This window comes from Brevundimonas sp. GW821-FHT10E09 (genome assembly GCF_058809375.1).
Map to the genome: position 1 here is coordinate 61,904 of NZ_JBXASO010000011.1, position 23,680 is coordinate 85,583.

A 23,680-nucleotide genomic window follows, 5' to 3' on the forward strand; every position below is an offset into this window, starting at 1 on the left:
GGATGAGCGCAGACGGCAAGATCGATTACGCCGAGGTGATGCGGCGGCTGCCGCACCGTTATCCCTTCCTGCTGGTGGACAAGGCTGAGGCCTTCGTGCCCCGGACCTCCATCGTGGGCATCAAGAACGTCAGCCATAACGAGCCCTTCTTCCAGGGGCATTTCCCGATCGATCCGGTCATGCCCGGCGTGCTGATCGTCGAGGCCATGGCCCAGACGGGCGCCCTGCTGATGTCCAAGACCCTGGACGTGGCCGTGGCCGACAAGGTCATCATGTTCATGTCCATCGACGGCGTGCGCTTCCGCAAACCGGCGCGGCCGGGCGACCAGCTGCGCATGGAGGTCAAGGTGATCAAGGCGCGCGGCGACGCCTACAAGTTCCGCGGCGAGACCTTCATCGACGGCAAACTGGCCGCCGAGGCCGAATTCATGGCCATGGTCGTGACCGTGCCCACTCCAGCGACAGAGCCCGCCGCCTGATGACCATTCACCCCACCGCCCTGATCGACGCCACGGCGAGCCTGGCCGACGGGGTCGAGGTCGGGCCCTGGTGCACCGTCGGGCCGAACGTGGTCCTGGGCGAGGGCGTGCGTCTGGTCAGCCATGTGGTGGTTCAGCAGGATACGACCGTCGGGGCGGGAACGACGATCCATCCGTTCGCCGTCATCGGCGGCGACCCGCAGCACAACGGCTACAAGGGCGAGCCGGTGCGGCTGGAGATCGGGGAGAACAACCTGATCCGCGAGCATTGCACCTTCAACCGGGGCACGCCGCAGGGGACGGGCGTGACCGTCGTCGGCTCCAACAACCTGTTCATGACCGGCGCCCACGTGGGCCATGACTGCGTGGTCGGAAGCAATCTGGTCATGGCCAATAACGCCACCCTGGGCGGCCATGCTCATATCGGCGACAAGGTCTTCCTGGGGGGGCTGTGCGCCGTCCACCAGAACGGCCGTGTGGGGCAGGGGGCGATCATCGGCGGTCTGGCCGCCGTGACCCGCGACGTCATCCCCTATGGCTCGGCCTGGGGCAATCATGCGCGGCTGCGCGGGCTGAACCTGATCGGACTGAAGCGCAAAGGCTACGGCAAGGACCAGGTGCGGCGGCTGTTGGCCGCCTATCGCGACCTGTTCGAGGGCCAGGGCGAGTTCGCCGGCCGGATCGACGGCGTGGCCCAGGCCTATGCCGACCTGCCCGAGATCATGGAGATCATCGCCTTCATCCGCGACGGCGGGCGGCGTCCGCTGTGTCTGCCGAACGCGGAATGAGCGCGCCCGGCAAGCTGGGCCTGATCGCCGGCGGCGGCGACCTGCCGGCGGCCGTCGCGGCGCGGTGCGACGCCGAGGGGCGGCCAGTCTTCATCATCCGTCTGGCCGGGTTCGCCGCCCCCCATCTGACCCGCTGGCCGGGCGCCGAGTTCGGCATGGCCCAGATCGGGGCCATACTGAAGGCGCTGAAGGCCGAGGCCTGCACGACCGTCTGTCTGGCGGGAATCGTCAACCGGCCGGATTTCAAGAGCTTGAAGCCGGACTTCAAGGGCGCGACCCTGCTGCCGGGGATCGTCGCTGCGGCGACGCAAGGCGACGACGCCCTGTTGCGCAAGATCCTGTCGGTGTTCGAGGCCGAAGGGTTTGCGGTGGAAGGCGCCGATGACGTCCTGGGCGGCGAAACCCTGGCGTCGGGGGCCTTGGGCGCGGTTTCGCCGACGCCCGACCAGATCGCCGATCTGAAGAAGGCGCTGCATGTCGCCGAAAAGTCGGGCGAACTGGACATCGGTCAGGGCGCGGTCGTCTGCGACGGTCTGGTGCTGGCGGTCGAGGCCCAGGAGGGCACAGACGCCATGTTGCACCGGGTGGCGGGCCTGCCGGCCGATCTCCGCGGTTCGGCGTCAGCCCCCAAGGGGGCGCTGGGCAAGGCGCCCAAACCGATCCAGGACCTGCGTGTGGACATGCCGGTGATCGGGCCGCGCACGGTCGAGCTGGCGGCGGCGGCGGGCCTGGCGGGCATCGCCGGCGTGACCGGGCGGCTGATCCTGATCGACCGTCCGGCTATAGTGGCGGCTGCGGACCGGCTGGGTCTGTTCGTCTGGGGGGAAGACCGATGAGCCGTCCGTTGAAGATCATGCTGGTGGCGGCCGAGGCCTCGGGCGATGCGCTCGGCGCCGGTCTGGCCCAGGCGCTCCGGAAGCGGCTTGGCGACACGGTGAGTTTCGTCGGCGTCGGCGGGCCCCGCATGGCGGCGGAGGGCGTCGTCAGTCCGTTCGATATCGCCGAGCTGTCGATCCTGGGCTGGATCGAGGGCCTGCGCGCCTATGGCATGGTCCGGCGCCGGGTTCGGGAGACGGCGGCCCTGGCCGCGCGCGAACAGCCGGACGCGGTGGTGCTGATCGACAGCTGGGGCTTCACCATCCGGGTGGCCGAGGCGATCCGCGCCGCCCGGCCGGACGTGCCGCTGATCAAATATGTCGGCCCCCAGGTCTGGGCGTCGCGCCCCAGTCGGGCCAAGACCCTGGCGGGCGCCGTGGATCACCTGCTGGCGCTGTACAGCTTCGATGCGCCCTGGTTCGAGCGTGCGGGCCTGCCCACGACGGTCGTCGGGTCTTCGGCCCTGCATGTGGATATGGACAGCGCGGACGGCGCCGCCTTCCGCGCACGGCGGGGAATCGCCGCCGATGCAAAACTGCTGCTGATCCTGCCGGGCAGTCGGCCCGCCGAGATCGCACGCATGACGCCCGTCTATGAGGCCACGATCCGCAGGTTGAAGGCCGCCGATCCCGGTCTGGCTGTGGCCGTGGTGGCTGCGGGCACCGTGGCCAAGGATGTCACCAGCCGCGTCGCCGCCTGGCCGTTTCGGGTCCATCTGGTCGATGAGGCCGAGAAATATGACGCCATGCGGGCCGCGACGGCCGCCCTGGCCACAAGCGGAACGGTCTCGACGGAACTGGCGCTGGCCGGAACGCCGATGGTCATCGCCTATCGGATCGGCGCGCTCAGCTATGAGCTGATGAAGCGGGTGGTGACGGCGAAACACATCACCCTGTTCAATATCGCCGCCGACGCGCGCATCGCGCCCGAGTTCATCCAGAACGAAGCGTCGCCGGATATCCTGGCGCCTGCGGTCCAACGGCTTCTGGCCGACCATGAGGCGGCGGCCGATCAGGCGCGGCGTCAGACCGCGGCGCTGGATCTGATGGGCCGCGGCGGCCCGGATCCGTCGGCCCTGGCCGCTGACGCGGTCCTGCAGGTCATTGAAGCCAAGCGGGGCGGCTGATCTCGGGGCGGCCGCCCCACAAACAAAAACGCCGGGGATGTCTCCCCGGCGTCTTGCATTTCAGGCCTGTGGCGCTCGATCAGCCGCGCTGGTCGATCGCCACATAATCGCGTTGGGTCGGGCCCGTGTAGAGCTGGCGCGGACGGCCGATCTTCTGCGACGGATCCGCCATCATTTCCTGCCACTGGGCGATCCAGCCCACAGTGCGGGCCAGAGCGAACAGGACGGTGAACATGGTGGTGGGGAAGCCCATGGCCGACAGGGTGATGCCCGAATAGAAGTCGACGTTCGGGAACAGCTTGCGCGAGGTGAAGTATTCGTCCGACAGGGCGACCTTCTCCAGCTCCTTGGCGACCAGGAACAGCGGATCATTCTCGCGACCCGTGGCGGCCAGGACTTCATAGGCCGACTGCTGCATGACCTTGGCGCGCGGGTCGTAGTTCTTGTACACGCGGTGACCGAAGCCCATCAGCTTGTACTTGCGGTCCTTCACGCCCTGGATGAACTCGGGAATCTTGTCGGGCGTGCCGATTTCCTTGAGCATGTTGAGCGCCTCTTCATTGGCGCCGCCGTGCGACGGGCCCCACAGGCAGGCGATGCCGGCGGCGATACAGGCGAACGGGTTCGCGCCCGACGAACCGGCCAGGCGGACGGTCGAGGTCGACGCGTTCTGCTCGTGGTCGGCGTGCAGGGTGAAGATGCGGTCCATGGCGCGAACCAGGGCCGGATCGACGTTATAGTCCTCGGCCGGCACGGCGAAGCACATGCGCAGGAAGTTCTCGGCGTAGGACAGGTCGTTGCGCGGCGAGATGAACGGCTGGCCGACGTGGTACTTGTAGGCGCGGGCCGCGATGGTCGGCATCTTGGCGATCAGGCGGATGGCCGAGATGTCGCGCTGGACCGGATCATGGATGTCCAGGCTGTCATGATAGAAGGCCGACAGGGCCCCCACGGTGCCGACCATGATCGCCATGGGATGGGCGTCGCGGCGGAAGCCCTCGAAGAAGCGGTCGAACTGGGCGTGCAGCATCGTGTGCATGGTGATGCTGTTTTCGAACTTTTCGTACTGCGCCGCAGTCGGCAGTTCGCCGTGCAGCAGCAGGTGGCAGACCTCCACGAAGTTCGACTTCGACGCCAACTGGTCGATCGGGTAGCCGCGGTGCAGAAGCACGCCGGCGTCGCCGTCGATATAGGTCAGGGCTGACTCGCACGCGGCGGTGGAGGTGAAGCCCGGGTCGAAGGTGAAGGCGCCCGTACCCGCGTACATCTTGCGGATATCGATGACATCCGGGCCGGTGGAGCCCGAAAGGACCGGAAGCTCGATGGTCTTGCCCTCGAAGGACAGGGTCGCCGAGCCGGCGGTTTTGGCTTGTTCAGTCATGAATGCCCCTTTGCATCACACGTCCAGGCGCGGGGAGGCGTCGGCCGCTTTTTTGGTTGTGGGTGATCACTTAGTCTGTTGCAGCGCATCATCCAAGCGCCCGAGACTTTCGTCGCGCCCAAGAGCGGACAAAGTTCGCGCGATATCGGGTGAAGTTGACCCTGCGGTAAGGGCCGTTCGCACCGGCGGACCGATCTTGCCGAAGCCGACCTCTTCGGATTCGGCGAAGCTCTTGAGCTCGGCTTCCAGGGCGAAGACATCCCAGGACTGGAACAGCGTCAGCCGGTCCCGCAGACGGCCGAGGCGGTCCAGGGTTTCGCCCGAGAGCAGGACGCGCGCCTTGTCGTCCAGCGCGAGGGGGCGGCTCTTCAGCACGAATTCGGTCTGGTCGGCCAGGTCCAGCACGGTCTTGGCGCGGTCCTTGACGAAGGGCATGGCGCGTTGGAGCCTGGCCTCGTCGTCTTCGGCGATGACGCGACCGCGTTGCAGGTGGACATCCAGGGTCAGCTTGGCGAGGCGTTCGTCCGCCGCGAGACGCAGCCAGTGGGAATTGACGTGGGCCAGCTTGTCGAAATCGAGCCGGGCGGGGGCCTTGCCGATGCCGGCCAGGTCGAACCATTCCACCGCCTGGGCGTCGCTGAACAGTTCGTCGTCGCCATGGGCCCAGCCCAGCCGGGCCAGATAGTTGCGCATGGCCTCGGGCAGATAGCCCATTTCGGCGTATTCATGGACCGCCTGGGCGCCGTGGCGCTTCGACAGTTTGGCGCCGTCGGGGCCGTGAATCAGCGGGATGTGGGCGAAGGTCGGCCGAATCCAGCCCAGGGCGTCGTAGATGAGGCTCTGGCGCGCGGCGTTGTTCAGGTGGTCGTCGCCGCGGATGACGTGGGTCACGCCCATATCGTGGTCATCGACCACGACGGCGAGATTGTAGGTCGGGGCCCCGTCCGAGCGCAGAAGGACCAGGTCGTCGAGATCGTTCGTCGACCAACTGACCGCGCCCTGAACCTCGTCCGCCACGGTCACGGTCGTGGATTGCGGGCGGCGAAAACGCACGACGTGAGGCAGGGCCAGGTCGTCGACGGTCGGCGCGCGGTCGCGCCACGGCGACTCGAAGGCGCGACGTTCGGCCTTGGCGGCGTCCCGCAGTCGGCCGGTTTCCTCGGCCGTGGTGAAATCGCGATAGGCGTGGCCGGTCTCAAGCAACTGGTCCACCACCTCGCGGTGGCGGTCGGCGCGGCTGTACTGGAAAACCGGTTCCTCGTCGGCGAACAGCTCCAGCCAGCTCAGCCCGTCGAAGATGGCCTTGACGGCCTCGTCGGTGGACCGCTCGCGGTCCGTGTCCTCGACCCGGATCAGGAAACGTCCTGCGTGTCGTTTGGCGTACAGCCAGTTGAACAAGGCGGTTCTCGCCCCGCCGATATGCAGATAGCCTGTCGGCGAGGGGGCGAAGCGCGTGACGACAGTCGAGGAAGGTGAGGTCATGGGGGAAGGGTCCGTAAGCGAGGCCCTTATACGCCCCGAGACGACAAAGCCTACCCCCGGCGCGCGATTGCGGGCCTGGTTGGAGGACGAGGCTGCGGTGCAGAGGCTGAGATGGCGGCTGTGGGCGCCGGTGGCCTTTGGCGGAGGCGGGGCGATCTATTTCGCCCTGCGGTCGGAGCCGGCCCTGTGGCCGCTGCTGCTCGGGGCGATCGTCTCCGGCGCGGGCTGGATGGCGGCGCGACGACGGGGATGGGCGCGGCGCCTGACCTGGCCGCTGATGATGCTGGCCTGTCTGTCCGGAGGGTTGGCGGCGGCCAAGATCCGCACGGAGATGGTGGCGGCGCCCATCGCTCCAGCCCTGGGCGAAGCGACGGTGATCGAGGCCTGGGTGGTGGATGTGGACAGCCCCGGCCAGAGGGGCGCGCGGATCGTGGTCGCGCCGGTCTGGATTCGGGGGCTGGCGCCGGACCAGACGCCGGTTCGGCTCAGGGCCACGGTGCGGGGCGACCCGCCCCGGCCCGGCGAAGCGGTCCGTCTGTTCGCCATTCTCAATCCGCCGCCCGCGCCGGCCAGCCCCGGCGCCTATGACTTCGGCCGCAACGCCTTTTTCCAGGGCATGGGCGGGATCGCCTTCGCCCTGGGGGAGACGCGACGGCTCGACCTGCCGTCGGCGCCGTGGCGCCTGCGCCTGGAAATGGCGGTGAACAGCGCCCGCTACGCCCTGGCCGAACGGATTGTGGCGCGGTTGGGCGAGCGGACGGGCGGGATCGCGGCGGCCATGACCACCAGCCATGAGACCTGGATCAGCCAGGAGGACATGGACGTGATGCGGGATTCGGGCCTAGCGCACATTCTGTCGGTGTCGGGCCTGCACATGGCCATCGTCGGCGGCTTCGTCTTTTTCGCGGCCCGACTGGGCGTGGCGGCCTGGCCGTGGCTGGCGTTGCGGGTTCCCGGCAAGAAGGTCGCGGCCCTGGCCGGACTGACGGCGGTCGGCGCCTATCTGGTCGTGTCGGGCGCGCCGCCGCCGGCCGAGCGGGCGGCGATCACGGCCTCCATCGCCTTTCTGGCCATACTGCTGGATCGGCAGGCGGTGACGATGCATGGCCTGGCTGTGGCGGCCTTTGTGGTGTTGGCCATCCAGCCCGAGGCCATCGTCACGCCGGGCTTTCAGATGTCCTTTGCGGCCACGGCGGCCCTGGTGGCCCTGGTCGAGGTCTGGCCGCAGCGGATGCGAGAGATTTCGGCGCCCTGGCCGATCGTGGCGGCGCAGAGGTTCGGCGGCTGGTTGACGGCGGCGGTGGCGGCCAGCGTCGTGGCGGGACTGGCGACCGGGCCGTTCGCCATGCAGCATTTCAACCGCACGGCCATGTACGGGCTTCTGGCCAATCTGGGCACGGCGCCGGTCGCGGATTTCGTCCTGATGCCGGCTCTGGCTCTGGGAGCGGCGTTGGAGCCCTTGGGCCTTGGCGGGCCTTTCCTGTCCGTGGCGGGGTGGGGCGTCGATCTGATGCTGGCGATCGGGGGCTGGACCGCCCGTCTGCCGGGCGCGGTGCGGACAGTGGCTAGCGCGCCGGACTATGTTCTGCCCATCGCCTTTCTGGGGGTGTTGTTCGTCTGTCTGTGGCAGGGGCGGCTGAGGTGGCTGGGCCTGCCGCTGGCGGCGGCGGTTCTGGTCTGGCCCAGGGCGCCGACGCCGGATCTCTGGATCGGAGACGGGGGGACCAACGCCGCCTTTCATCGCCAGGTGGAGGCTGTCGTGATCCGGCCCGGCGTGCGCGCCTTCGCCGTCGATCTGTGGTCGCGGCGGCGGGGCCTGACGACGGCGGATCGGCCGGAGGCGGGCTGGACGTGCGACCGGTCTTCCTGTCGGCCGGAGACGCCGGAAGCCGGGCCGGTCGCCCTGTGGTGGGGGCGGGACGCGCCCGACACGGATCAGATGACCGACCTGTGTCGGGCGGCGTCCGTCGTCAGCGTGCGGGCTGCGGTCGTCGCCCTGCCAGCCTCATGCGACGGCCGTCTCGTGGTCGACGGCGTTGATTTCACGCGCGGCGGGGCGGTGGAGCTGTGGCGCGACGGATCGGACCGCTGGAAGGCGGTGTGGACGGCCGACGTGCGCGGGGATCGACCCTGGGCGCGTCAGCCGGATCCGGACGTCAGTGATAGCGGCGCATGAGGCCGACCAGCTTGCCCTGAACCTCGACCTGGTCGGGGCCGAAGATTCGGGTCTCGTAGTTGCGGTTGGCGGGTTCCAGGGCGATGGAGCCGCCCTTGCGACGCAGACGCTTCAACGTGGCCTCTTCGCCCTCGACCAAGGCCACGACGATCTCGCCGTTGTTGGCCGTGTCGCCGCGACGGATGACCACCAGATCGCCGTTCAGGATGCCGGCCTCGATCATCGAGTCGCCCTCGATCTCGAGGAGGTAATGATCGCCCTTGCCCAGCATGGATTCGGGCACCGACAGGCGCTCCTGCTCGTGCTGGATGGCGGCGATGGGGGTGCCGGCGGCGATCTTGCCCAGCAGGGGCAGTTCGCGGGTGTCGTTGGCGGCCGAGACCGCAGCGGGGCGTGGCGCGCCGCCGCCGCCTTCGATGACGTCGGGTTTGAAGCCGGCCCGGCCGCGCGGTGCGCCGGCGGTGGCCTGTTCCGGCAGTTTGGTCACTTCCAGGGCGCGGGCGCGGTGGGCGAGGCGGCGGATGAAGCCGCGTTCCTCCAGCGCCGTGATCAGCCGGTGGATGCCCGACTTGGACGCCAGATCCAGCGCCTCCTTCATCTCGTCGAACGAGGGGGAGACGCCGGTCTCCTGGATCCGTTCGTGGATGAACATCAGCAGTTCGTGCTGCTTGCGCGTGAGCATCGCCAGGCCCTCATAAGCCCTTTCCTCGAATCGGAACGGGCCGTGAACATTGACGATGTTCTGTAAGTGTTCCTTCCTAATGTCAACTTAACGGCGTCGCTTCACCGCGCGCGTCGGGTTGAATCAGGCGGCCAGCAGTTTGCGCGTGGCGGCTTCGACGTCGGCCTGACGCATCAGGCTTTCGCCCACCAGAATGGCCTGGGCGTGGGCGGCGGAGACGCGTGCGACGTCCTCGGGCGTGGAGATGCCGCTCTCGGCGACCAGCAGGGCGCGGACGGGGCTGAGCATCGACAGGCGCTCGGTGACCTCCAGATCGACCTCGAAGGTGCGAAGCGAGCGGTTGTTGATCCCCACCAGATCGCCGCCCAAGGCGCAGGCGCGCGCCATTTCGGCCTCGTCGTGGGTTTCGATCAGGGCGTCCATGCCGAATCGTTCGGCCTCGGCCAGCAGTTCGGCGGCGAGCCGATCGTCGATCATGGCCAGGATGATCAGGATACAGTCGGCGCCCAGGGCCCGGCTCTCGGCCACCTGCCAGGGATCGACCAGGAAGTCCTTGCGCAGGCAGGGCAGGGCCGTGGCGGTGCGGGCCTGGCCCAGATAGGCGTCGTCGCCCTGGAAACTGGGGCCGTCGGTCAGGACCGACAGGCAGGAGGCGCCGCCGGCCTGGTAGGCGATGGCCAGGGCGGTCGGGTCGAAGTCAGGACGAATCAGGCCCTTGGACGGGCTGGCCTTCTTGATCTCGGCGATCAGGGCGGGGCGGCCGGTGTCCTCGACAGTCCGGTCCAGAGCGGCGCGGAAGCCGCGCGGCGCCGAGGCGGCCCGGGCCAGGGCCTCGATGGCGTCCTGGGTGGTCGCGGCCTTGCGGGCGGCGACATCCTCGCGCTTGTAGGCGGCGATGCGGTCCAGGACGTCGGTCATGCTTTGTCTTCGGTATCCAGCGGCGTGGAGGTGATGCGGGCCAGACGCTCCAGCGCCTGGGCGGCCCGACCGTCGTCAATGGCGGCGGCGGCGAGGACGGCGCCTTCCGCGAGGCCCGTCGCCCGATCCGACACCACGAGGGCGGCGGCGGCGTTCAGCAACACGATGTCGCGATAGGGGCCGGTCTGACCCGCCAGCAGGGCGCGCAGGGCCGCGGCGTTCTCCTCGGCGTCGCCGCCGCGGATGGCGTCGATGGAGGCGCGGGGCAGGCCGGCGTCTTCGGGCGTGACCTGGAAGCGGCGGACGGCGCCGTCTTTCCATTCTGCGACTTCCGTCGGGCCGGAGGTGGCCAGTTCGTCCAGGCCCTGGCCATGGACCGTCCAGGCGCGGGTCGCGCCCAGCCGGCCCAGCACCTCGACCAGGGGCTCCAGCAGACGCGGGTCATAGACGCCCATGACCTGGCGTTTCGCCTGGGCCGGGTTGGACAGCGGGCCGAGCAGGTTGAACACGGTGCGGAAACCGATCTCGGCCCGTACCGGCCCGACGTGGCGCATGGCGCCGTGATAGGCGGGGGCGAACAGGAAACAGATTCCGGCCTCGTCCAGCGCCTTGCGCTGCTGATCCGGGCTGGCGGCCAGGTTGACGCCCAGGATCGACAGGACGTCGGAAGAGCCGGATTTCGAGGATATGGCCCGGTTGCCGTGCTTGGCGACCTTCAGGCCTGCGCCGGCCAGGACCAGGGCGGCGGCGGTTGAGATGTTGTAGGTGTGCTGGCCGTCGCCGCCGGTGCCGCAGGTGTCAATCACCTCGTACGGATGGTCCAGCGTCAGGGCGGCGTCGCGCATGGCCTGGGCGAAGGCCGCGATCTCGTCCACCGTCTCGCCGCGGATCCGCAGGGCGGTGACGGCGGCCGCGACCTGTGACGGGGTCGGTTCGCCGCGCAGGCAGGCGGCGAAGAAGTCGTGCGCCTGCTCGGACGTCAGGGGGTGCCCCTCGACCAGGCGGGCGAGGATCGGCTTGAAACCGTCGGCCATGATCAGGCGGCCACGATCAGGCGGCCGCGAGGCGCTTCACGCCGGCGATCTCGAGGAAGTTGGCCAGCATGTCGTGGCCGTGTTCGGTGGCGATGGATTCCGGGTGGAACTGGACGCCATGGATCGGGCGGCTGCGGTGCTGGAGCCCCATGATCTCGCCGTCGGCGGTCCAGGCGGTCACCTCGAGGCAGTCAGGCAGGGTTTCGCGCTTCACGGCCAGCGAATGATAGCGGGTGGCGGTGAAGGGCGACGGCAGGCCGGCGAAGACGCTCTTGCCGTCGTGCAGAATCGGCGAGGTCTTGCCGTGCATCAGGGTCTTGGCGCGGATCACGTCGCCGCCGAAGGCCTGGCCGATGGCCTGGTGGCCCAGGCAGACGCCCAGGATCGGCATGGAGGCCGGGGCGCTCTCGATCAGCGGCAGGCAGATGCCGGCCTGGTCCGGCGCGCAGGGGCCGGGCGACAGCAGGACGGCGGCGGGGTTCAGCGCCCAGGCCTCGTCCGCGGTCAGGTCGTCGTTGCGCACCACATGGGTCGGCGCGCCCAACTCCGCGAGGTAGTGGACGAGGTTGTAGGTAAAGCTGTCGTAGTTATCGACGACGAGGATCATGATCTGGCTTCTAGGCGTGACAAGCCGCCGCGCCAAGCGTGCGCGGCGTTAAAGCGCATCTTAACATTGGTGCGGGCAGATGGGGGTCGTGAAACTGAGCGCCGAAAAAGACATCGCCGACAAGATCGCCGCCGCCAAGGCGAAGCTGGTCGTGGTCGAACCGAAGCCGATCAGCCCCTATGCGGCCCTAGGCGCCGCCGCCCTGGCCGCCACGGCGGCCGTGGTCATGGCCGGCGTGGTGGTGCTGGGACCGGGCGTCCGCTTTGACGAACCCCCGGCGACCTACGGGCCCTAGCGATTGCCTGTGCGGAAGCGCCAGGCGTCGTCGGCGGCCCGCATCGGCGCGCGCGCCTTGTGCTGGGTCTCGGCGTATTCAGCCGCTGGATCACTGTCAGAGACCACGCCCGCGCCGGCCTGGACGAAGATCTGGTCGTCCGCAAACAGGGCGGTGCGCAGGGTGATGCAGATGTCCGCCTCGCCGCCCGCCGAAATATAGCCGACGCCGCCGCCGTAACCGACGCCGCGCTTCTCGGTCTCCAGCTCGTCGATGACTTCCATGGCCCGCACCTTGGGCGCGCCCGACAGGGTGCCGGCGGGAAGGGCGGCCAGCAGGGTGTCGACGGCGTCCAGTTTCGGATCGGCCTTGCCGCGCACATTGGAGACGATGTGCATGACCTGGCTGTAGCGTTCGACGACGAAGCTCTCGGTCACCTCGACCGTGCCCGGCGCGGCGACGCGGCCGACGTCGTTGCGGCCCAGGTCCAGCAGCATCAGATGTTCGGCCCGCTCCTTGGGATCGGCCAGCAGCTCCGCCTCCAGGGCCTTGTCCGCCTCGGGCGTGGCGCCGCGCATACGGGTTCCCGCCAGCGGCCGGATAGTGACCTGGCCGTCCTTGAGCCGGACCAGGATCTCCGGGCTGGACCCGGCCAGCTGGAAGCCCTCGAAGTTCAGGTAGAACAGATAGGGCGACGGGTTCTGGCGACGCAGGGAGCGGTAGAAGGCGAAGGGATCTTCGGTCCAGGGGGCCGAGAAGCGGTGGCTGAGCACGACCTGGAAGATGTCGCCGGCGGCGATATAGTCCTTGGCCCTGGCCACCATCTCGCCGAAGCCGGCCTCGTCCACGGGCGAAGCGAAGGTCGGGGCGGGCGTCGGCTGCGGCGCGGCGCGCACCGGCAGGGGGTCGCGCAGGCCCGTCTCGAACGCGTCCAGCCGGGCGACGGCGGCGTCGAAAGCCTCACGCGGCGCGGCGCCAGCGTCGGGATAGGCGGCCGAGACCAGGATGATCTCCTGCCCGACGGAATCGAAGATGGCGACCAGGGACGGACGGGTGAGCACGGCGTCCGGCAGATCCAGCGGATCCGGATTGGGCTCGCCCAGCGGCTCGAGCAGGCGCACCATGTCATAGCCGAAGACGCCGAACAGACCGGCGGCCATCGGCGGGAGGTCCTGCGGCAGGTCGAACTTCGACGCGGCGATCAGGGCGCGCAGGGACTGAAGCGTGGGCAGGGGCTCGGCTATGAACCGCCCCTCGACCACCGCCGGGCCACGCGCCAGTTCCGCCGCGTTCGCCCGGCAACGCCAGACCACGTCCGGGTCCAGCGTCAGGATCGAATAGCGGCCCTTCACGGCGCCGCCTTCGACGGATTCCAGCAGACAGGCGTAGGGGCGATGGCGACCCAGCTTCAGATAGGCCGAAACCGGCGTCTCAAGGTCGTCGATGACGCGCCGGACCAGCACCTGCGGCCGACCGGCCGAAAGGCCGGCGGCGAAGGCGTCGTAGTCGGCCCCGTTGAAACCCGAGGCGTCTTGGCCGGCCGTGGTCATTGCGCCGGTGCGGCGGGAGCGGTCGGCTCGGCGGACAGGCCCAGGGCCTGACGCGCCAGGGCGACGTCGTTCTTGGCCTTGGAGCGCTGGGCGCCGGCGGTCATCTCGGTCTGGACCATGGCCTGGACCAGTTCCTGGGTGATGCGCGGACGGGCCTGTTCAGCCAGAGGACCGGCGACGGCCGGATTGGCGGCGTGGACGCCATCGACGCGGCCAACCAGATAACCGCCTTCACCCGGTTGGGAGAAGACCTGGCCCTTGGCCTGACCGAACAGGCCCTGAAGCACGCCCTGGCCCAGCGATTCCTGGGTGGCCTGGTCGCGGACCACGCCGGTGCGGACGGTCAGGGGCGCGTTCACCGAACGGGCCACGGCGGCGATGTCCTGGCCCTGGCGGACGCGGCTCGCCAGCTCTTCAGCCTTGGCGGCGAGACGGCGCGAGATTTCGCGCTGGGTCCACTGGGCGGCCAGGGGCGCGCGGACTTCGGCCAGGGTCGGCAGGGCCGAGGGACGGATGTCGTTCACACGGACGGCGAAATATTGGCCCTGGCCGGCGTCGATCACGTCGCTTTCACCGCCCTTGGTCAGGCTCCAGGCCGTCTCGAAGACTTGCGGGGGGGCGTTCAGGGCCTGGCCGTTGGGCAGTTTGCCGTCCTTGGTGAAGGGGGGCAGGTCGATGACGCGGCCGCCGGCCTCGCGGGCGGCGTCGGCCAGGTTCTTGCCGGCGGTGCGGGCGGCCTCATACTTCTCGACCTTGGCGTAGGTCTGGCCCTTGACGTCCTCGGCGCGCAGTTCCGCGACGATCTGCTCACGCGAGTTTTCCAGGGTCGCGGGCTGACCGGGCTGGATGGCGGTGACCTTGGCGACGGCGAAGCCGACGCCGGCCTGGACCGGGTCTGAGACCTGGTTGACCTGCAGGCCGAACACGGCGGCGGCGGTGGCCGCGTCGCCGACCGCGGCGCGGGGCGTGACGTTGAAACTCGCCGGCTGGATGCTGTTGGCGCGGCCGACATCGGCGGGCGACTGGCCGGCGCGCAAGGCGGCGGCGATCTTCTGGGCCACGTCGCGGCTGGGCGCGGTCAGGGTCACGAAGGTGCGGGTCTCGGGCTTGCCCAGGCTGTCTTTCTTGAACTCGAAACGTTCGCGGATACGCTCATCCGACACGACGGGGGCGGCGCCCGGGTCCGGCGTGAACAGGACGACGGACACCATGCGGAACTCCGGCGCGCGCAGACGTGCGGCGTTTTCCTGGATGAAGGCGTTCAGCTGGGCGTCGGTCGGGGCGGGGATTTCGCCGGCCATGGCGGGCGTGACCTCGAACCAGCGACCGTCGCGGGTCTCGAAGGCGGCGCCGGCCAGCAGGGCGCCGTAGATGCGCGGCGCACGGGCGCCGGCGAAGATGGCGGCGCCGAAATGCTCCGTCGCATACTGGTCGCGCAGGTCCTGCTCCAGCATGGCGGGGGTCAGGTTCTGTTGCGCCAGGGCGCTCTCATAGGCCTGCTGATCGAACTGGCCCGTGACCGAGTTGAAGAAGGCGGGGATCTGGCGGATCTGCTTGACGATCAGTTCCTTGCCGGGGCGGATGCCCGCTTTCCAGGCCCAGTTCAGGAAGCCGAACTGTTCGGTCTGGCTGTCCAGGAAGCGGGTGTGGATGTTTTCCGCGATCAGGTCCTCGTTGGTCACGGGACGACCGGCCTGTTGCTGGATGTTTTCGCGCACACGCCCGAAGGCGGCGCTGAACTCGGCCTCGTTCATCGAACGGTCGCCGGCGTCGATCACATGTTTCGGGCCCAGGTTGGCGAAGACATCCATCCGCGCGCCCACGATCACGAAACTGATGGCGATCAGGACGAGCAGGGCGGCGGCCCACTTGGAGCGCGAGAAGGCGCGGAAGGCGGTGATCATTCGAAGACCCGTAGACTTGCCGACGTTGGCGTCACCCGGCGTATAGTCGGGCCGGGCGCGCCCCCGCAAGGACGGCGTGATGGCCAGATTGCGGCGGCCCCTCTTGGCTTGCCGGTTTGAGGCCCCTAGACAGGGGGCATGAAACAATCCGTGAAGTTGATCGTCGGCAACTGGAAAATGCACGGCGTCTCCGCAGACGTATCCGAGGCCCTGGCTTTGAAGGAAGGCCTGGCGGGGGCGCCGCCCTCATGCCGCATCGCCCTGTGCCCGCCCGCCACCCTGACGGATCGGCTGCGCCGCGTCCTGGCGGACAGCGCGGTCGAAGTGGGGGGACAGGATTGCCACGAAAAGGCGTCGGGCGCCTTCACGGGGTCGGTGTCGGCGGACATGCTGGCGGACGCCGGCGCCACCCTGGTGATTCTGGGCCATTCCGAGCGACGGGCGGCCTTCGGGGAAACAGACGCAGACGTCGCCGCCAAGGTCGAGGCGGCCATGGCGGCCGGTCTGGAGCCGATCGTCTGCGTCGGCGAGACCCTGGAGCAACATGAAGCGGGCCAGGCGGTCGCCGTCGTCAGCGCCCAGATCGCAGGCTCCCTGCCGGACGGTTTGTCCGAGCGTGACTTCGCAGTCGCCTATGAGCCGGTGTGGGCCATCGGCACGGGCCTGACGCCCACTCTGGAACAGATCGCGGAGGTTCACGCCGCCATACGGACCGCCATGATCCAGCGCCTGGGCGAGCCCGCCCGCCGCGCGCCCATCCTGTACGGCGGCTCGGTCAAACCTGACAATGCGGCCGAGATTCTGGCCGTGCCGGAAGTGGGCGGCGCCCTGGTCGGGGGCGCCTCGCTGAAGGCCGATGATTTCCTGAAGATCGTCCACGCCGCCTGACGGGCCGCTTCCGGTTTGCCCCCCGGCGGCTTCGGTGATAGAGGCCGCCGCTTGATCGGCGCAGCTCCGCGCCCACATGAATGACGCCATGCTCCAGACCATCCTGCTCGTCGCCATCATCCTGGTCGCCGTCTCCCTGACGGGCGTCGTGCTGCTGCAGCGGTCCGAGGGCGGCGCCCTGGGCATGGGCGGCGGTCCTTCGGGCTTCATGACGGCGCGGGGCGCCGGCAATCTGCTCACCAAGATCACCTGGGTGCTGGCGGCCCTGCTGTTCGGCCTGACCATCATCCTGACGGTCGTCGGCAATATGGACCGCGCCTCGGTCTCGGTGATCGACGCCGACGCCGTGGGCTCTCTGGCCACGACGCCGCAGACCCAGACGCAACAACCGGCCCAGCAACAGCAGCCGGCCGCGCCCGCCCAGCCGGCCGCGCCCGCCCAGCCGACCGCGCCGTCGCTGGACGACCTGGAAGCCAGCCTGCCGTCCGCCTCGGCGGCCCGGTCGCCGGCGTCCGCTCCGGCCCAGCAGCCCGCCCAGTAACGGGCAGGCGACCGACCCGACTTCCCGAAAGCGCGCCGCAGGGCGCGCTTTCTTCTTTTGATCAACAGTTCGATTCGCGGCGGCCCATGCGTCGTTCGCGAATCATGGAGTAAGGTGTCCGCCCATGGCTCGCTATGTGTTCATCACCGGCGGCGTGGTTTCCTCGCTAGGAAAAGGCCTCGCCTCCGCCGCTCTCGGCGCTCTTTTGCAAGCGCGCGGCTACAAGGTCCGGCTTCGCAAGCTCGATCCCTATCTGAACGTCGATCCGGGCACGATGAGCCCGTACCAGCACGGCGAGGTCTTCGTGACCGACGACGGCGCCGAGACCGACCTGGACCTGGGTCACTACGAGCGGTTCACCGGGGTGTCGGCGGCCAAGTCCGACAATATCACCACCGGCCGGATCTATTCGACCATCCTGGAGAAGGAGCGTCGCGGCGACTATCTGGGCGCGACCGTCCAGGTGATTCCGCACGTCACGGACCAGATCAAGTCCTTCTGCCTGACCCCGGCCCTGACTGACGACGGCGAGGATGTGGACTTCGTCCTGGTCGAGATCGGCGGCACGGTCGGCGACATCGAGGGGCTGCCCTTCTTCGAGGCCATCCGCCAGCTGGGCCAGGATCTGCCGCGCGGTCGGTCCTGCTTCGTCCATCTGACCCTGCTGCCTTTCATCAAGACGGCCGGCGAGATGAAGACCAAGCCGACCCAGCACTCGGTCAAGGAACTGCGCTCCATCGGCATCCAGCCGGACATCCTGCTGTGCCGCTGTGAATTCCCGATCCCGCCCGAGGAAAAGCGCAAGATCGGCCTGTTCTGCAATGTGCGCGAAAGCGGCGTGATCCAGGCGATGGACTCGGCCGACATCTACGCCGTCCCGCTGGACTACCATCGCGAAGGCCTGGACCGCGAAGTCCTGGCCCATTTCGGCATAGAGGATGCGCCGGAACCCGACCTGACGCGCTGGCAGGAGATCGCGCGCCGCCGTCTGCACCCGGACGGCGAGGTCACCATCGCGGTGGTCGGCAAGTACACGGTTCTGAAGGACGCCTATAAGTCCCTGATCGAGGCCCTGCACCACGGCGGGGTCGCCAATAACGTCAAGGTCAATATCGACTGGGTCGAGGCCGACACCTTCGAGGGCGACCCGGAGGCCTGCGAGGAGCGGCTGCAGGGCGCCCACGCCGTTCTGGTGCCGGGCGGCTTCGGCGAGCGGGGCTCGGAAGGCAAGATCGAGGCGGCGCGGTTCGCCCGCGAGCGAAACATTCCCTATTTCGGCATCTGTTTCGGCATGCAGATGGCGGTGATCGAGGCGGCGCGGAACCTAGCCGGCTATCCCAAGGCCTCGTCCACGGAGTTCGGTCCGACCGCCGAGCCGGTCGTGGGCCTGATGACCGAATGGACGCAAGGCAATCAGCGCGTCCTGCGCCAGCAGGGCGGCGACCTGGGCGGCACCATGCGGCTGGGCGCCTATGATTCGACCCTGGCCGAAGGCTCCAAGATCGCCGAGATCTACGGTTCCACCGCCATCAGCGAGCGGCACCGCCACCGTTACGAGGTCAATATCAACTATCGAGAGGCGATCGAGCAGAAGGCCGGCCTGGTCTTCGCCGGACTGTCGCCGGACGGGGTTCTGCCCGAGACGGTGGAGCGGCCGGACCATCCCTGGTTCATCGGCGTCCAGTATCACCCCGAACTGAAGAGCCGACCGTTCGCGCCGCACCCGCTGTTCGCCAGCTTCATCGGCGCCGCCGTGGTTCAGAGCCGTCTGGTCTGATCAAGGCCTGGGATCAAACCGTGTTCACGGACCTGCGATTACTATGGGTCCGCCTTTTGCAGTAAACTGTCCTGAACGGATCGAATTGGCACGACCTGACGGGACACGAACGATCGATGATCGGCGAGTTGCTCTATCATCTGCACCGGCATTTTCGCCTGCTGCTGATCGCAGGGGGGCTCGTGATCGCCGTGTCTGCAGTCGCGCTCGGCTACGAGGCCGTGCGGCACATGGGTACGCCGTCGCCGGCCCGCCCGGCCGAAACCGGACGGGCCTGAGCCGTCAGTCGATCTTCAGGCGCATGAAGATCATTCCGCCGTCCGGATCGCCGCCGTAGATAGGCTCCAGCGCGTCCGGCACGCGGTTCACTGCATAGAGGGCGCCGAGGCCCAAGCGGACGCGGGGGGCGATCCGCCAGTCGCGGACGGCGCCCAGCGAGGCCTTGCCGACGGTGTAGAGCGGGCCGTGGCCGCCATGGTCGCCGGGGACCAGTTCGTCCGTCTCGATCCACTCGGCGCGGGCGAAGACGGTCCAGCGGTCGTTCGGATGGACGGCGGATTCCAGCAGCCAGCCGTCCTTGGATTCGTCGTGACTGTTGGTCTTGCGCCCCCAGGCCAGGGTCGAGGACCACCAGCCGGTCTCGCCCAGGCGGCGGGTATGGATCGCGCTGGCCGACCATTTGGTCTCGTCCTCGTCGGGCTCCAGCTGTTCCGGGGCCGAGACGTCGGCGTAGGAGGCCTGGAAGGACCAGTCGGCCGTCGGGTTCCACGAGCCCCGCACCGACCAGCTGTCCAGTTTGGGCTTATCGATGCCCCAGCGTTCCTCGTCGGGTTCACGCCCCTTGAAGGCCGAGGTCTCGATCTTGAACCGGTCGTGGGCCCAGCCCAGGGTGGTGACGCCGAAGACGATATGGGTCGAATCCAGCCAGTGGTGGGTGATGGGCGCCTCTGGACTGTCCATCGCGCTCATCCGGTGCATGAAGGCGGGCGGGCCGAAGGCCGGCTCGCCGGGCAGGCCGATGTAGCCGTAGAGGCTGTCCTTGTCCGACAGGCGTTTCGAATAGCTGGCCGACAGCTCCATGAAGAAGTCGTGCGGATGCTGGCGATCGACCAGGGGATCGACGCCGTTCGCCGTCTCGCCGGCCGCCAGCAGCAGGGGGTAGCCGGACTTGCCCATCAGGGGGTCGGGGCTGAGCATGGCGCGCAGGTTCAGGGTTGAACCGTCGTCGAAGTCGCGGCGAGCCGTGCTCATCAGCATGCCCGAGACGAAGGTCTTGTCGCCGCCGCGGGGCCCGGACTGGGTGTCATAGGTCAGGTTCAGCAGGGCGTGGGTCATCACCGTCCAGTCGCCTCGGACGGTGTGGATCCCGGCGTGTTCGCCGGAGTCGGGCTGCCAGCTGGTGCCCGAGGCGTCCCGGCTCATGGGCCAGGGGCCGTAGGGGCTGGTCATGGCGTGTGCCGGGGCGTGTGAGGCGGCCGGCATGTCGGCCATGTCGTGGCCGGCGTGAGGATCGGCGGCCGGTGCGGCCGAGTGGTGGGAATGGTCCTGCGCCGTCGCCACCTGAGCGAGGGCGAGCAGGGAGACGCCGGCGAGGGCGCCGACGAGGGTATGGGGAGCCATGATGGCCTCCTGGAATGATCGTGACTGAAGGCGCCGCGAACGGCGCAGGGCTCAGGCGATCAGGAGGCGGGGCGGGCCGGGTTCGGGCGAGAGCAAAAGTCCGGCCGGGACATCGAACAGGGGGGCGGTGAGGCGGGCCGGGGCGACGGTCGGGCCGGGACGGGAAACGGGCTCCAGCGCCGGCGCCGTGACGCAAGCGGCGCAGCAGGCCATGGCCTTCATCGCCTTGTTCTGGTGAGCGGGCGTCTGGTCCGGCGCGGCGTGACGGGCGTCGGGGCGGGCCTCGGCGCTCGTTTCGTGGCAGGGCGCCTCGGCCATGGCCGGTCCTGCCGAGACGCCGAGGGCGCCCAGGGTCAGCACCGCCAGGGCGCCGATCAGCAGCAGAAGGGACGAGACGATCTTCACCGCGTCAGGATAGGGGCGGGCGCGGAGCGCGGCAATGGATCATCGCGCCGGCTTCTTGTCGACCAGCGGCAGGCCCGGGGCGTCCGGCGGCGTCTGCCCGCCGGCGCCCAGTTCGCGCTGCATGAAGACGACGTCGCGCCAGTCGTCATGTTTCCAGCCGGCCGCCTTGAAGACCCCGGCGTCGGCGAAGCCGCGTGCGCGGTGCAGGGCGATGGAGCCGGCGTTGTCGGAATCGCCGATCACGGCGACCATCTGGCGCAGGCCCAGGGCTTCGCAAGCGACGATCAAGGCGTCCAGCAGGGCGCCGGCGACGCCGCGGCCGCGGGCTTCGGGGGCGACATAGATCGAGTCCTCGACCATGTAGCGATAGGCCTGGCGGGTGCGGAACGGGCCGGCGTAGGCGTAGCCGACCACGGCGCCGTCGATCTCGGCGACCAGCCGGGGCAGGCCCAGGGCCTGGACGGCGGCGAAGCGGGCCGTCATCTCGATCTCGTCGGGCGGCTCCAGTTCGAAGGTGCCGCGTCCGTTGGCGACGCTTTCGGCATAGATGGCGGTGATGGCCGCCATGTCGGCCGGGGTCGCCGCGCGGATCTGGACGGCGGCGCTCATCAGCCCAGCAGCCGCGCGGCCTGGGGCGCGAAATAGGTCAGGACGCCCGCGCAACCGGCGCGCTTGAACCCGTGCAGGGTCTCCAGCACGGCGCGGTCGTGATCCAGCCAGCCGTTGGCGATGGAGGCCTGCATCATCGCGTACTCGCCCGACACCTGATAGGCGAAGGTCGGGACGCGGAAGGTCTCGGACACGCGGCGGACGATGTCGAGATAGGGCATGCCCGGCTTGACCATGACCGCGTCGGCGCCTTCCGACAGGTCCATGGCGACCTCCTTCAGGGCCTCGTCCGAGTTGGCGTAGTCCATCTGATAGGTCTTCTTGTCGCCCTTCAGCGCGGTCGAGGAGCCGACGGCGTCGCGATAGGGGCCGTAGAAGGCCGAGGCGAACTTGGCCGCATAGGACAGGATCAGGGTGTCGTGGAAGCCGTTGGCCTCCAGCGCCTCGCGCACCGCCTGGATACGGCCGTCCATCATGTCCGACGGAGCGACCACGTCGGCGCCGGCGTGGGCGTGGATGAAGGCCTGTTCGGCCAGCCGATCCAGCGAGGCGTCGTTGACGATCCGGTCGCCTTCCAGCACCCCGTCGTGGCCGTGGTCGGTGTAGCAGTCCAGCGCGACGTCGGTCATGACGCCGATCTCCGGCGCGGCGTCCTTTATGGCCTTGATGCAGTCGGGGATCAGGCCGTCGGGATCGGTCGCCCCCGTGCCGACCGCGTCCTTGATGGCGCCGTCCACGTTCGGGAAGAGGGCCAGCATCGGAATGCCCAGGTCGCGCGCCTCAACCGCCGCTGCGGCGGCCGCCTTGGGCGACAGGCGGAAGACGCCGGGCATGGAGGCGACGGGGACGCGGTCCTCGGCGCCGTCGTGGACGATAAGGGGCCAGATCAGGTCGGCGGGGGTCAGGACGGTCTCGGCGACCAGACGACGCACCCAGGGGCTGGCGCGCAGACGCCGGGGACGGGCGAGCGGGAAGGGGGCGGGTTGGTAGGGAAGCATGGACGGATGACCTTGAAAACCTGGCGACGGACTAGCGCCGCCGGGGCGGAGGCGCAAATCGCGTGATGCGTCAGATCGTTTCGCGCGTGATACCGGCTTGCGCGGAGCGACGAAATGCGAGCCTATCGCAACGAAATCAGGCGCGACGAAATCAGGGAGACGGCGATGATGAAGCGGTTGGCGGCGGGCGCGGCGGTTCTGGCCCTGGCGGCGGGGCTGTCCGGCTGCATCATCATCGCGTCGGAGGGCGGCGAGCGGACGGTGGTCGTGGACAGCGCGCCTCTGGCCGCCCCGGCCTATGTCTCGCTTTATACGGACGCGGTGGCTGATCCGAAACGCCCGGCCGAAGAAGTGGCGCGCGATCCCCTGCGTCATCCGGCCGAGATCCTGGCCTTCGCCCAGCTGGCGCCGGGCGACAAGGTGGCCGATGTGCGCCCCGGCGCCGGCTATTTCACCCGGCTGTTCTCGGACGTGGTCGGGCCGACGGGGCGGGTCTACGCCTTCGTGCCCGAGCGGACCATGGCGCGGGAGAACCCGATGGCCGACGCCCTGGTCGCCGCCTATCCCAATGTGACGCGGGTCAACGGCCTGCTGGACGCCATGACCTATGACCAGCCGTTGGACATGGTCTTCATGAGCCAGGAATATCACGACTTCCATATCCCCGGTTTCAACACCGATGTGGCCCGGATGAACGCGGCCGTGTTCGCGGCCCTGAAGCCCGGGGGGCGCTATATCCTGATCGACCACCAGGCGGCGGCGGGGACCGGCATTTCGGCGGTCCAGACCCTGCACCGGATCGAGGGCGATTATCTGAAGCGCGAGGTCGAGGCGGCGGGCTTCGTCTTTGAGGGCGAGAGCGCGGCCGTGGCCAATCCGGCCGACGACCACAGCCTGAACGTCTTCGACGCCGCCATTCGCGGCAAGACCGATCAATTCGTCTATCGCTTCAGAAAGCCGGGCTGAGGTCTTCAGGTTCGGGAGCGTCGGTCGAGCGGGCGCTCGCCTCCCGCGCCTCCCGCGCCCGTCTGAGGGCGCCGGTCTCGGCCCGGAGAAGCGGGCCGGGGACGATATAGTCGGCATAGGCCGGACGGCGACGGGCCTTGACCTGCCGCAGGAACAGGCGTTCGCGCTCCGTCAGGGGTTCGGCCTCGCCCGAGGCGATCAGCTCCAGCCGATGTCGCTGAAGCGTATAGACGAAGGCGTCGTCATGGCGGGCGCTGGACGGACGGCGAGGGCGCATCGGAGGCTCCTTCCGGGGCTCGGGTGAATTGGCTCTGTCTTCGCGGCGGACCAGCGAAGTTCGGGGAGGGCTCGGGACGCCGGGACTGCGCCCGGAGTGGATATGTTTTTACCGTTTCGGCGCAGGCGTCGTCCCGAGAGGCCGTTTTCCACACGCGCTCCGGCTGGCGGCCCTATTCTTCGAGCCTTGCCGGATCGGCGGGCCGCCTTGCGACGGTTTCGCCGGGGCGGACATGCCGACAAGGATCGACAGCGGTCCGCTTTCCTAAGCGTGCGGCGAGCAGGAGACGGCATCCATCGCCGCCCCTAAGGACCCCGGCGGT

Annotated in this window: 24 protein-coding genes; 11 read left to right on the forward strand and 13 right to left on the reverse strand. The window is 69.0% G+C overall.

Going from position 1 to position 23,680, the window contains the following annotated elements; translation table 11 throughout:
• Positions 1-2 precede the first annotated feature (2 nt).
• From fabZ to lpxB, 4 genes are read left to right on the forward strand one after another with little or no spacing between them, the layout of a single operon-like run.
• A complete protein-coding gene (gene fabZ / locus AC1RSI_RS11590) occupies positions 3-479 on the forward strand; it encodes a 3-hydroxyacyl-ACP dehydratase FabZ (protein WP_008261247.1) in 477 nt (158 codons plus the stop codon).
• Positions 479-1,267: an acyl-ACP--UDP-N-acetylglucosamine O-acyltransferase gene (lpxA, locus tag AC1RSI_RS11595; protein WP_008259983.1), complete on the forward strand. Its 789-nt coding sequence runs from the start codon at positions 479-481 to the stop codon at positions 1,265-1,267. The genes fabZ and lpxA overlap by 1 nt, the downstream gene beginning before the upstream one ends.
• Positions 1,264-2,103 carry a UDP-2,3-diacylglucosamine diphosphatase gene (lpxI, locus tag AC1RSI_RS11600; protein WP_008264294.1) on the forward strand — a complete coding sequence of 280 codons (840 nt, stop codon included), beginning with the start codon at positions 1,264-1,266 and terminating at the stop codon, positions 2,101-2,103. The genes lpxA and lpxI overlap by 4 nt, the downstream gene beginning before the upstream one ends.
• Positions 2,100-3,269, forward strand: a complete 1,170-nt coding sequence (gene lpxB, locus AC1RSI_RS11605; protein ID WP_008259241.1) for a lipid-A-disaccharide synthase — start codon at positions 2,100-2,102, stop codon at positions 3,267-3,269. Before lpxI ends, lpxB begins: the two co-directional genes overlap by 4 nt.
• A gap of 79 nt (positions 3,270-3,348) precedes the next feature.
• On the opposite strand, the gene gltA is transcribed toward lpxB, so the two are convergent.
• A complete protein-coding gene (gene gltA / locus AC1RSI_RS11610) occupies positions 3,349-4,650 on the reverse strand; it encodes a citrate synthase (protein ID WP_008261264.1) in 1,302 nt (433 codons plus the stop codon).
• A gap of 66 nt (positions 4,651-4,716) precedes the next feature.
• Positions 4,717-6,132 carry a glutamate--tRNA ligase gene (gene gltX / locus AC1RSI_RS11615; protein ID WP_035307366.1) on the reverse strand — a complete coding sequence of 472 codons (1,416 nt, stop codon included), beginning with the start codon at positions 6,130-6,132 and terminating at the stop codon, positions 4,717-4,719.
• A 67-nt stretch (positions 6,133-6,199) separates the two neighbouring features.
• On the opposite strand from gltX, the gene AC1RSI_RS11620 reads away from it, so the two are divergent.
• Positions 6,200-8,308: a ComEC/Rec2 family competence protein gene (locus AC1RSI_RS11620; protein ID WP_230307622.1), complete on the forward strand. Its 2,109-nt coding sequence runs from the start codon at positions 6,200-6,202 to the stop codon at positions 8,306-8,308.
• Here AC1RSI_RS11620 and lexA read toward each other — a convergent pair.
• The 4 genes from lexA to AC1RSI_RS11640 form a co-directional block, all read right to left on the reverse strand.
• Positions 8,289-8,990: a transcriptional repressor LexA gene (lexA, locus tag AC1RSI_RS11625; protein ID WP_008264265.1), complete on the reverse strand. Its 702-nt coding sequence runs from the start codon at positions 8,988-8,990 to the stop codon at positions 8,289-8,291. The two genes, AC1RSI_RS11620 and lexA, sit on opposite strands and share 20 nt — an antisense overlap.
• A gap of 123 nt (positions 8,991-9,113) precedes the next feature.
• Complete coding sequence (gene trpC / locus AC1RSI_RS11630; RefSeq protein ID WP_008259229.1) at positions 9,114-9,908, reverse strand: indole-3-glycerol phosphate synthase TrpC; 795 nt, start codon at positions 9,906-9,908, stop codon at positions 9,114-9,116.
• Positions 9,905-10,942, reverse strand: a complete 1,038-nt coding sequence (gene trpD / locus AC1RSI_RS11635; protein WP_008262568.1) for an anthranilate phosphoribosyltransferase — start codon at positions 10,940-10,942, stop codon at positions 9,905-9,907. Before trpD ends, trpC begins: the two co-directional genes overlap by 4 nt.
• A 16-nt stretch (positions 10,943-10,958) precedes the next feature.
• The gene (locus AC1RSI_RS11640; RefSeq protein ID WP_008259403.1) at positions 10,959-11,549 is read right to left on the reverse strand and encodes an anthranilate synthase component II; all 591 of its coding nucleotides are present in this window, start codon (positions 11,547-11,549) and stop codon (positions 10,959-10,961) included.
• Positions 11,550-11,637: 88 nt separating this feature from the next.
• Between AC1RSI_RS11640 and AC1RSI_RS11645 the strand changes: the two genes are divergently transcribed.
• Positions 11,638-11,844, forward strand: coding sequence for a hypothetical protein (locus AC1RSI_RS11645; protein ID WP_035307384.1), 207 nt, complete (start codon positions 11,638-11,640; stop codon positions 11,842-11,844).
• Here AC1RSI_RS11645 and trpE read toward each other — a convergent pair.
• Together trpE and AC1RSI_RS11655 are read right to left on the reverse strand one after the other, a co-directional pair.
• A complete protein-coding gene (trpE, locus tag AC1RSI_RS11650; protein ID WP_154726160.1) occupies positions 11,841-13,373 on the reverse strand; it encodes an anthranilate synthase component I in 1,533 nt (510 codons plus the stop codon). The two genes, AC1RSI_RS11645 and trpE, sit on opposite strands and share 4 nt — an antisense overlap.
• Positions 13,370-15,277: a peptidylprolyl isomerase gene (locus AC1RSI_RS11655; RefSeq protein WP_008259785.1), complete on the reverse strand. Its 1,908-nt coding sequence runs from the start codon at positions 15,275-15,277 to the stop codon at positions 13,370-13,372. Before AC1RSI_RS11655 ends, trpE begins: the two co-directional genes overlap by 4 nt.
• Before the next feature lie 138 nt (positions 15,278-15,415).
• On the opposite strand from AC1RSI_RS11655, the gene tpiA reads away from it, so the two are divergent.
• The 4 genes from tpiA (at position 15,416) to AC1RSI_RS11675 (ending at position 18,761) form a co-directional block, all read left to right on the forward strand.
• Entirely contained in the window at positions 15,416-16,165 is a 750-nt protein-coding gene (tpiA, locus tag AC1RSI_RS11660; RefSeq protein ID WP_154726159.1) for a triose-phosphate isomerase, read from the forward strand.
• Positions 16,166-16,241: 76 nt separating this feature from the next.
• Positions 16,242-16,706 (forward strand): preprotein translocase subunit SecG, encoded by a 465-nt coding sequence (gene secG, locus AC1RSI_RS11665; protein WP_154726158.1) that lies wholly within the window; start codon positions 16,242-16,244, stop codon positions 16,704-16,706.
• Between the two features lie 124 nt (positions 16,707-16,830).
• Complete coding sequence (gene pyrG, locus AC1RSI_RS11670; protein ID WP_008263745.1) at positions 16,831-18,483, forward strand: CTP synthase; 1,653 nt, start codon at positions 16,831-16,833, stop codon at positions 18,481-18,483.
• A gap of 116 nt (positions 18,484-18,599) precedes the next feature.
• Entirely contained in the window at positions 18,600-18,761 is a 162-nt protein-coding gene (locus tag AC1RSI_RS11675; protein WP_196066367.1) for a hypothetical protein, read from the forward strand.
• Between the two features lie 4 nt (positions 18,762-18,765).
• Here AC1RSI_RS11675 and AC1RSI_RS11680 read toward each other — a convergent pair whose 3' ends face one another.
• The 4 genes from AC1RSI_RS11680 to hemB are packed head-to-tail and all read right to left on the reverse strand — an operon-like array spanning position 18,766 to position 22,115.
• Positions 18,766-20,103, reverse strand: a complete 1,338-nt coding sequence (locus tag AC1RSI_RS11680; protein ID WP_447941490.1) for a hypothetical protein — start codon at positions 20,101-20,103, stop codon at positions 18,766-18,768.
• 51 nt (positions 20,104-20,154) lie between these two features.
• Positions 20,155-20,508: a hypothetical protein gene (locus tag AC1RSI_RS11685; protein ID WP_008259487.1), complete on the reverse strand. Its 354-nt coding sequence runs from the start codon at positions 20,506-20,508 to the stop codon at positions 20,155-20,157.
• Between the two features lie 39 nt (positions 20,509-20,547).
• The gene (locus tag AC1RSI_RS11690) at positions 20,548-21,117 is read right to left on the reverse strand and encodes a GNAT family N-acetyltransferase (RefSeq protein ID WP_154727089.1); all 570 of its coding nucleotides are present in this window, start codon (positions 21,115-21,117) and stop codon (positions 20,548-20,550) included.
• On the reverse strand, positions 21,117-22,115 hold the full coding sequence (hemB, locus tag AC1RSI_RS11695) for a porphobilinogen synthase (protein ID WP_291752367.1): 999 nt from the start codon (positions 22,113-22,115) through the stop codon (positions 21,117-21,119). The genes AC1RSI_RS11690 and hemB overlap by 1 nt, the downstream gene beginning before the upstream one ends.
• Positions 22,116-22,280: 165 nt before the next feature.
• Between hemB and AC1RSI_RS11700 the strand changes: the two genes are divergently transcribed.
• Positions 22,281-23,081 (forward strand): class I SAM-dependent methyltransferase, encoded by an 801-nt coding sequence (locus AC1RSI_RS11700; protein ID WP_230307744.1) that lies wholly within the window; start codon positions 22,281-22,283, stop codon positions 23,079-23,081.
• Here the strand turns inward: AC1RSI_RS11700 and AC1RSI_RS11705 are convergent.
• Entirely contained in the window at positions 23,065-23,358 is a 294-nt protein-coding gene (locus AC1RSI_RS11705) for a hypothetical protein (RefSeq protein ID WP_008260443.1), read from the reverse strand. The two genes, AC1RSI_RS11700 and AC1RSI_RS11705, sit on opposite strands and share 17 nt — an antisense overlap.
• Between the last annotated feature and the right edge of the window lie 322 nt (positions 23,359-23,680).

Bases quoted from the DNA above. Each gene is read 5' to 3' on its own strand.
- lexA (WP_008264265.1), bottom strand. From the start codon at position 8,990: ATGCTCACGCGCAAGCAGCACGAACTGCTGATGTTCATCCACGAACGG.
- AC1RSI_RS11640 (WP_008259403.1), bottom strand. From the start codon at position 11,549: ATGATCCTCGTCGTCGATAACTACGACAGCTTTACCTACAACCTCGTC.
- trpC (WP_008259229.1), bottom strand. From the start codon at position 9,908: ATGACCGACGTCCTGGACCGCATCGCCGCCTACAAGCGCGAGGATGTC.
- trpE (WP_154726160.1), bottom strand. From the start codon at position 13,373: ATGACCACGGCCGGCCAAGACGCCTCGGGTTTCAACGGGGCCGACTAC.
- AC1RSI_RS11655 (WP_008259785.1), bottom strand. From the start codon at position 15,277: ATGATCACCGCCTTCCGCGCCTTCTCGCGCTCCAAGTGGGCCGCCGCC.
- pyrG (WP_008263745.1), top strand. From the start codon at position 16,831: ATGGCTCGCTATGTGTTCATCACCGGCGGCGTGGTTTCCTCGCTAGGA.
- lpxI (WP_008264294.1), top strand. From the start codon at position 1,264: ATGAGCGCGCCCGGCAAGCTGGGCCTGATCGCCGGCGGCGGCGACCTG.
- AC1RSI_RS11700 (WP_230307744.1), top strand. From the start codon at position 22,281: ATGATGAAGCGGTTGGCGGCGGGCGCGGCGGTTCTGGCCCTGGCGGCG.
- secG (WP_154726158.1), top strand. From the start codon at position 16,242: ATGAATGACGCCATGCTCCAGACCATCCTGCTCGTCGCCATCATCCTG.
- AC1RSI_RS11690 (WP_154727089.1), bottom strand. From the start codon at position 21,117: ATGAGCGCCGCCGTCCAGATCCGCGCGGCGACCCCGGCCGACATGGCG.
- lpxA (WP_008259983.1), top strand. From the start codon at position 479: ATGACCATTCACCCCACCGCCCTGATCGACGCCACGGCGAGCCTGGCC.
- fabZ (WP_008261247.1), top strand. From the start codon at position 3: ATGAGCGCAGACGGCAAGATCGATTACGCCGAGGTGATGCGGCGGCTG.
- AC1RSI_RS11705 (WP_008260443.1), bottom strand. From the start codon at position 23,358: ATGCGCCCTCGCCGTCCGTCCAGCGCCCGCCATGACGACGCCTTCGTC.
- hemB (WP_291752367.1), bottom strand. From the start codon at position 22,115: ATGCTTCCCTACCAACCCGCCCCCTTCCCGCTCGCCCGTCCCCGGCGT.
- gltX (WP_035307366.1), bottom strand. From the start codon at position 6,132: ATGACCTCACCTTCCTCGACTGTCGTCACGCGCTTCGCCCCCTCGCCG.
- trpD (WP_008262568.1), bottom strand. From the start codon at position 10,942: ATGGCCGACGGTTTCAAGCCGATCCTCGCCCGCCTGGTCGAGGGGCAC.
- lpxB (WP_008259241.1), top strand. From the start codon at position 2,100: ATGAGCCGTCCGTTGAAGATCATGCTGGTGGCGGCCGAGGCCTCGGGC.
- gltA (WP_008261264.1), bottom strand. From the start codon at position 4,650: ATGACTGAACAAGCCAAAACCGCCGGCTCGGCGACCCTGTCCTTCGAG.
- tpiA (WP_154726159.1), top strand. From the start codon at position 15,416: ATGAAACAATCCGTGAAGTTGATCGTCGGCAACTGGAAAATGCACGGC.
- AC1RSI_RS11680 (WP_447941490.1), bottom strand. From the start codon at position 20,103: ATGGCTCCCCATACCCTCGTCGGCGCCCTCGCCGGCGTCTCCCTGCTC.
- AC1RSI_RS11675 (WP_196066367.1), top strand. From the start codon at position 18,600: ATGATCGGCGAGTTGCTCTATCATCTGCACCGGCATTTTCGCCTGCTG.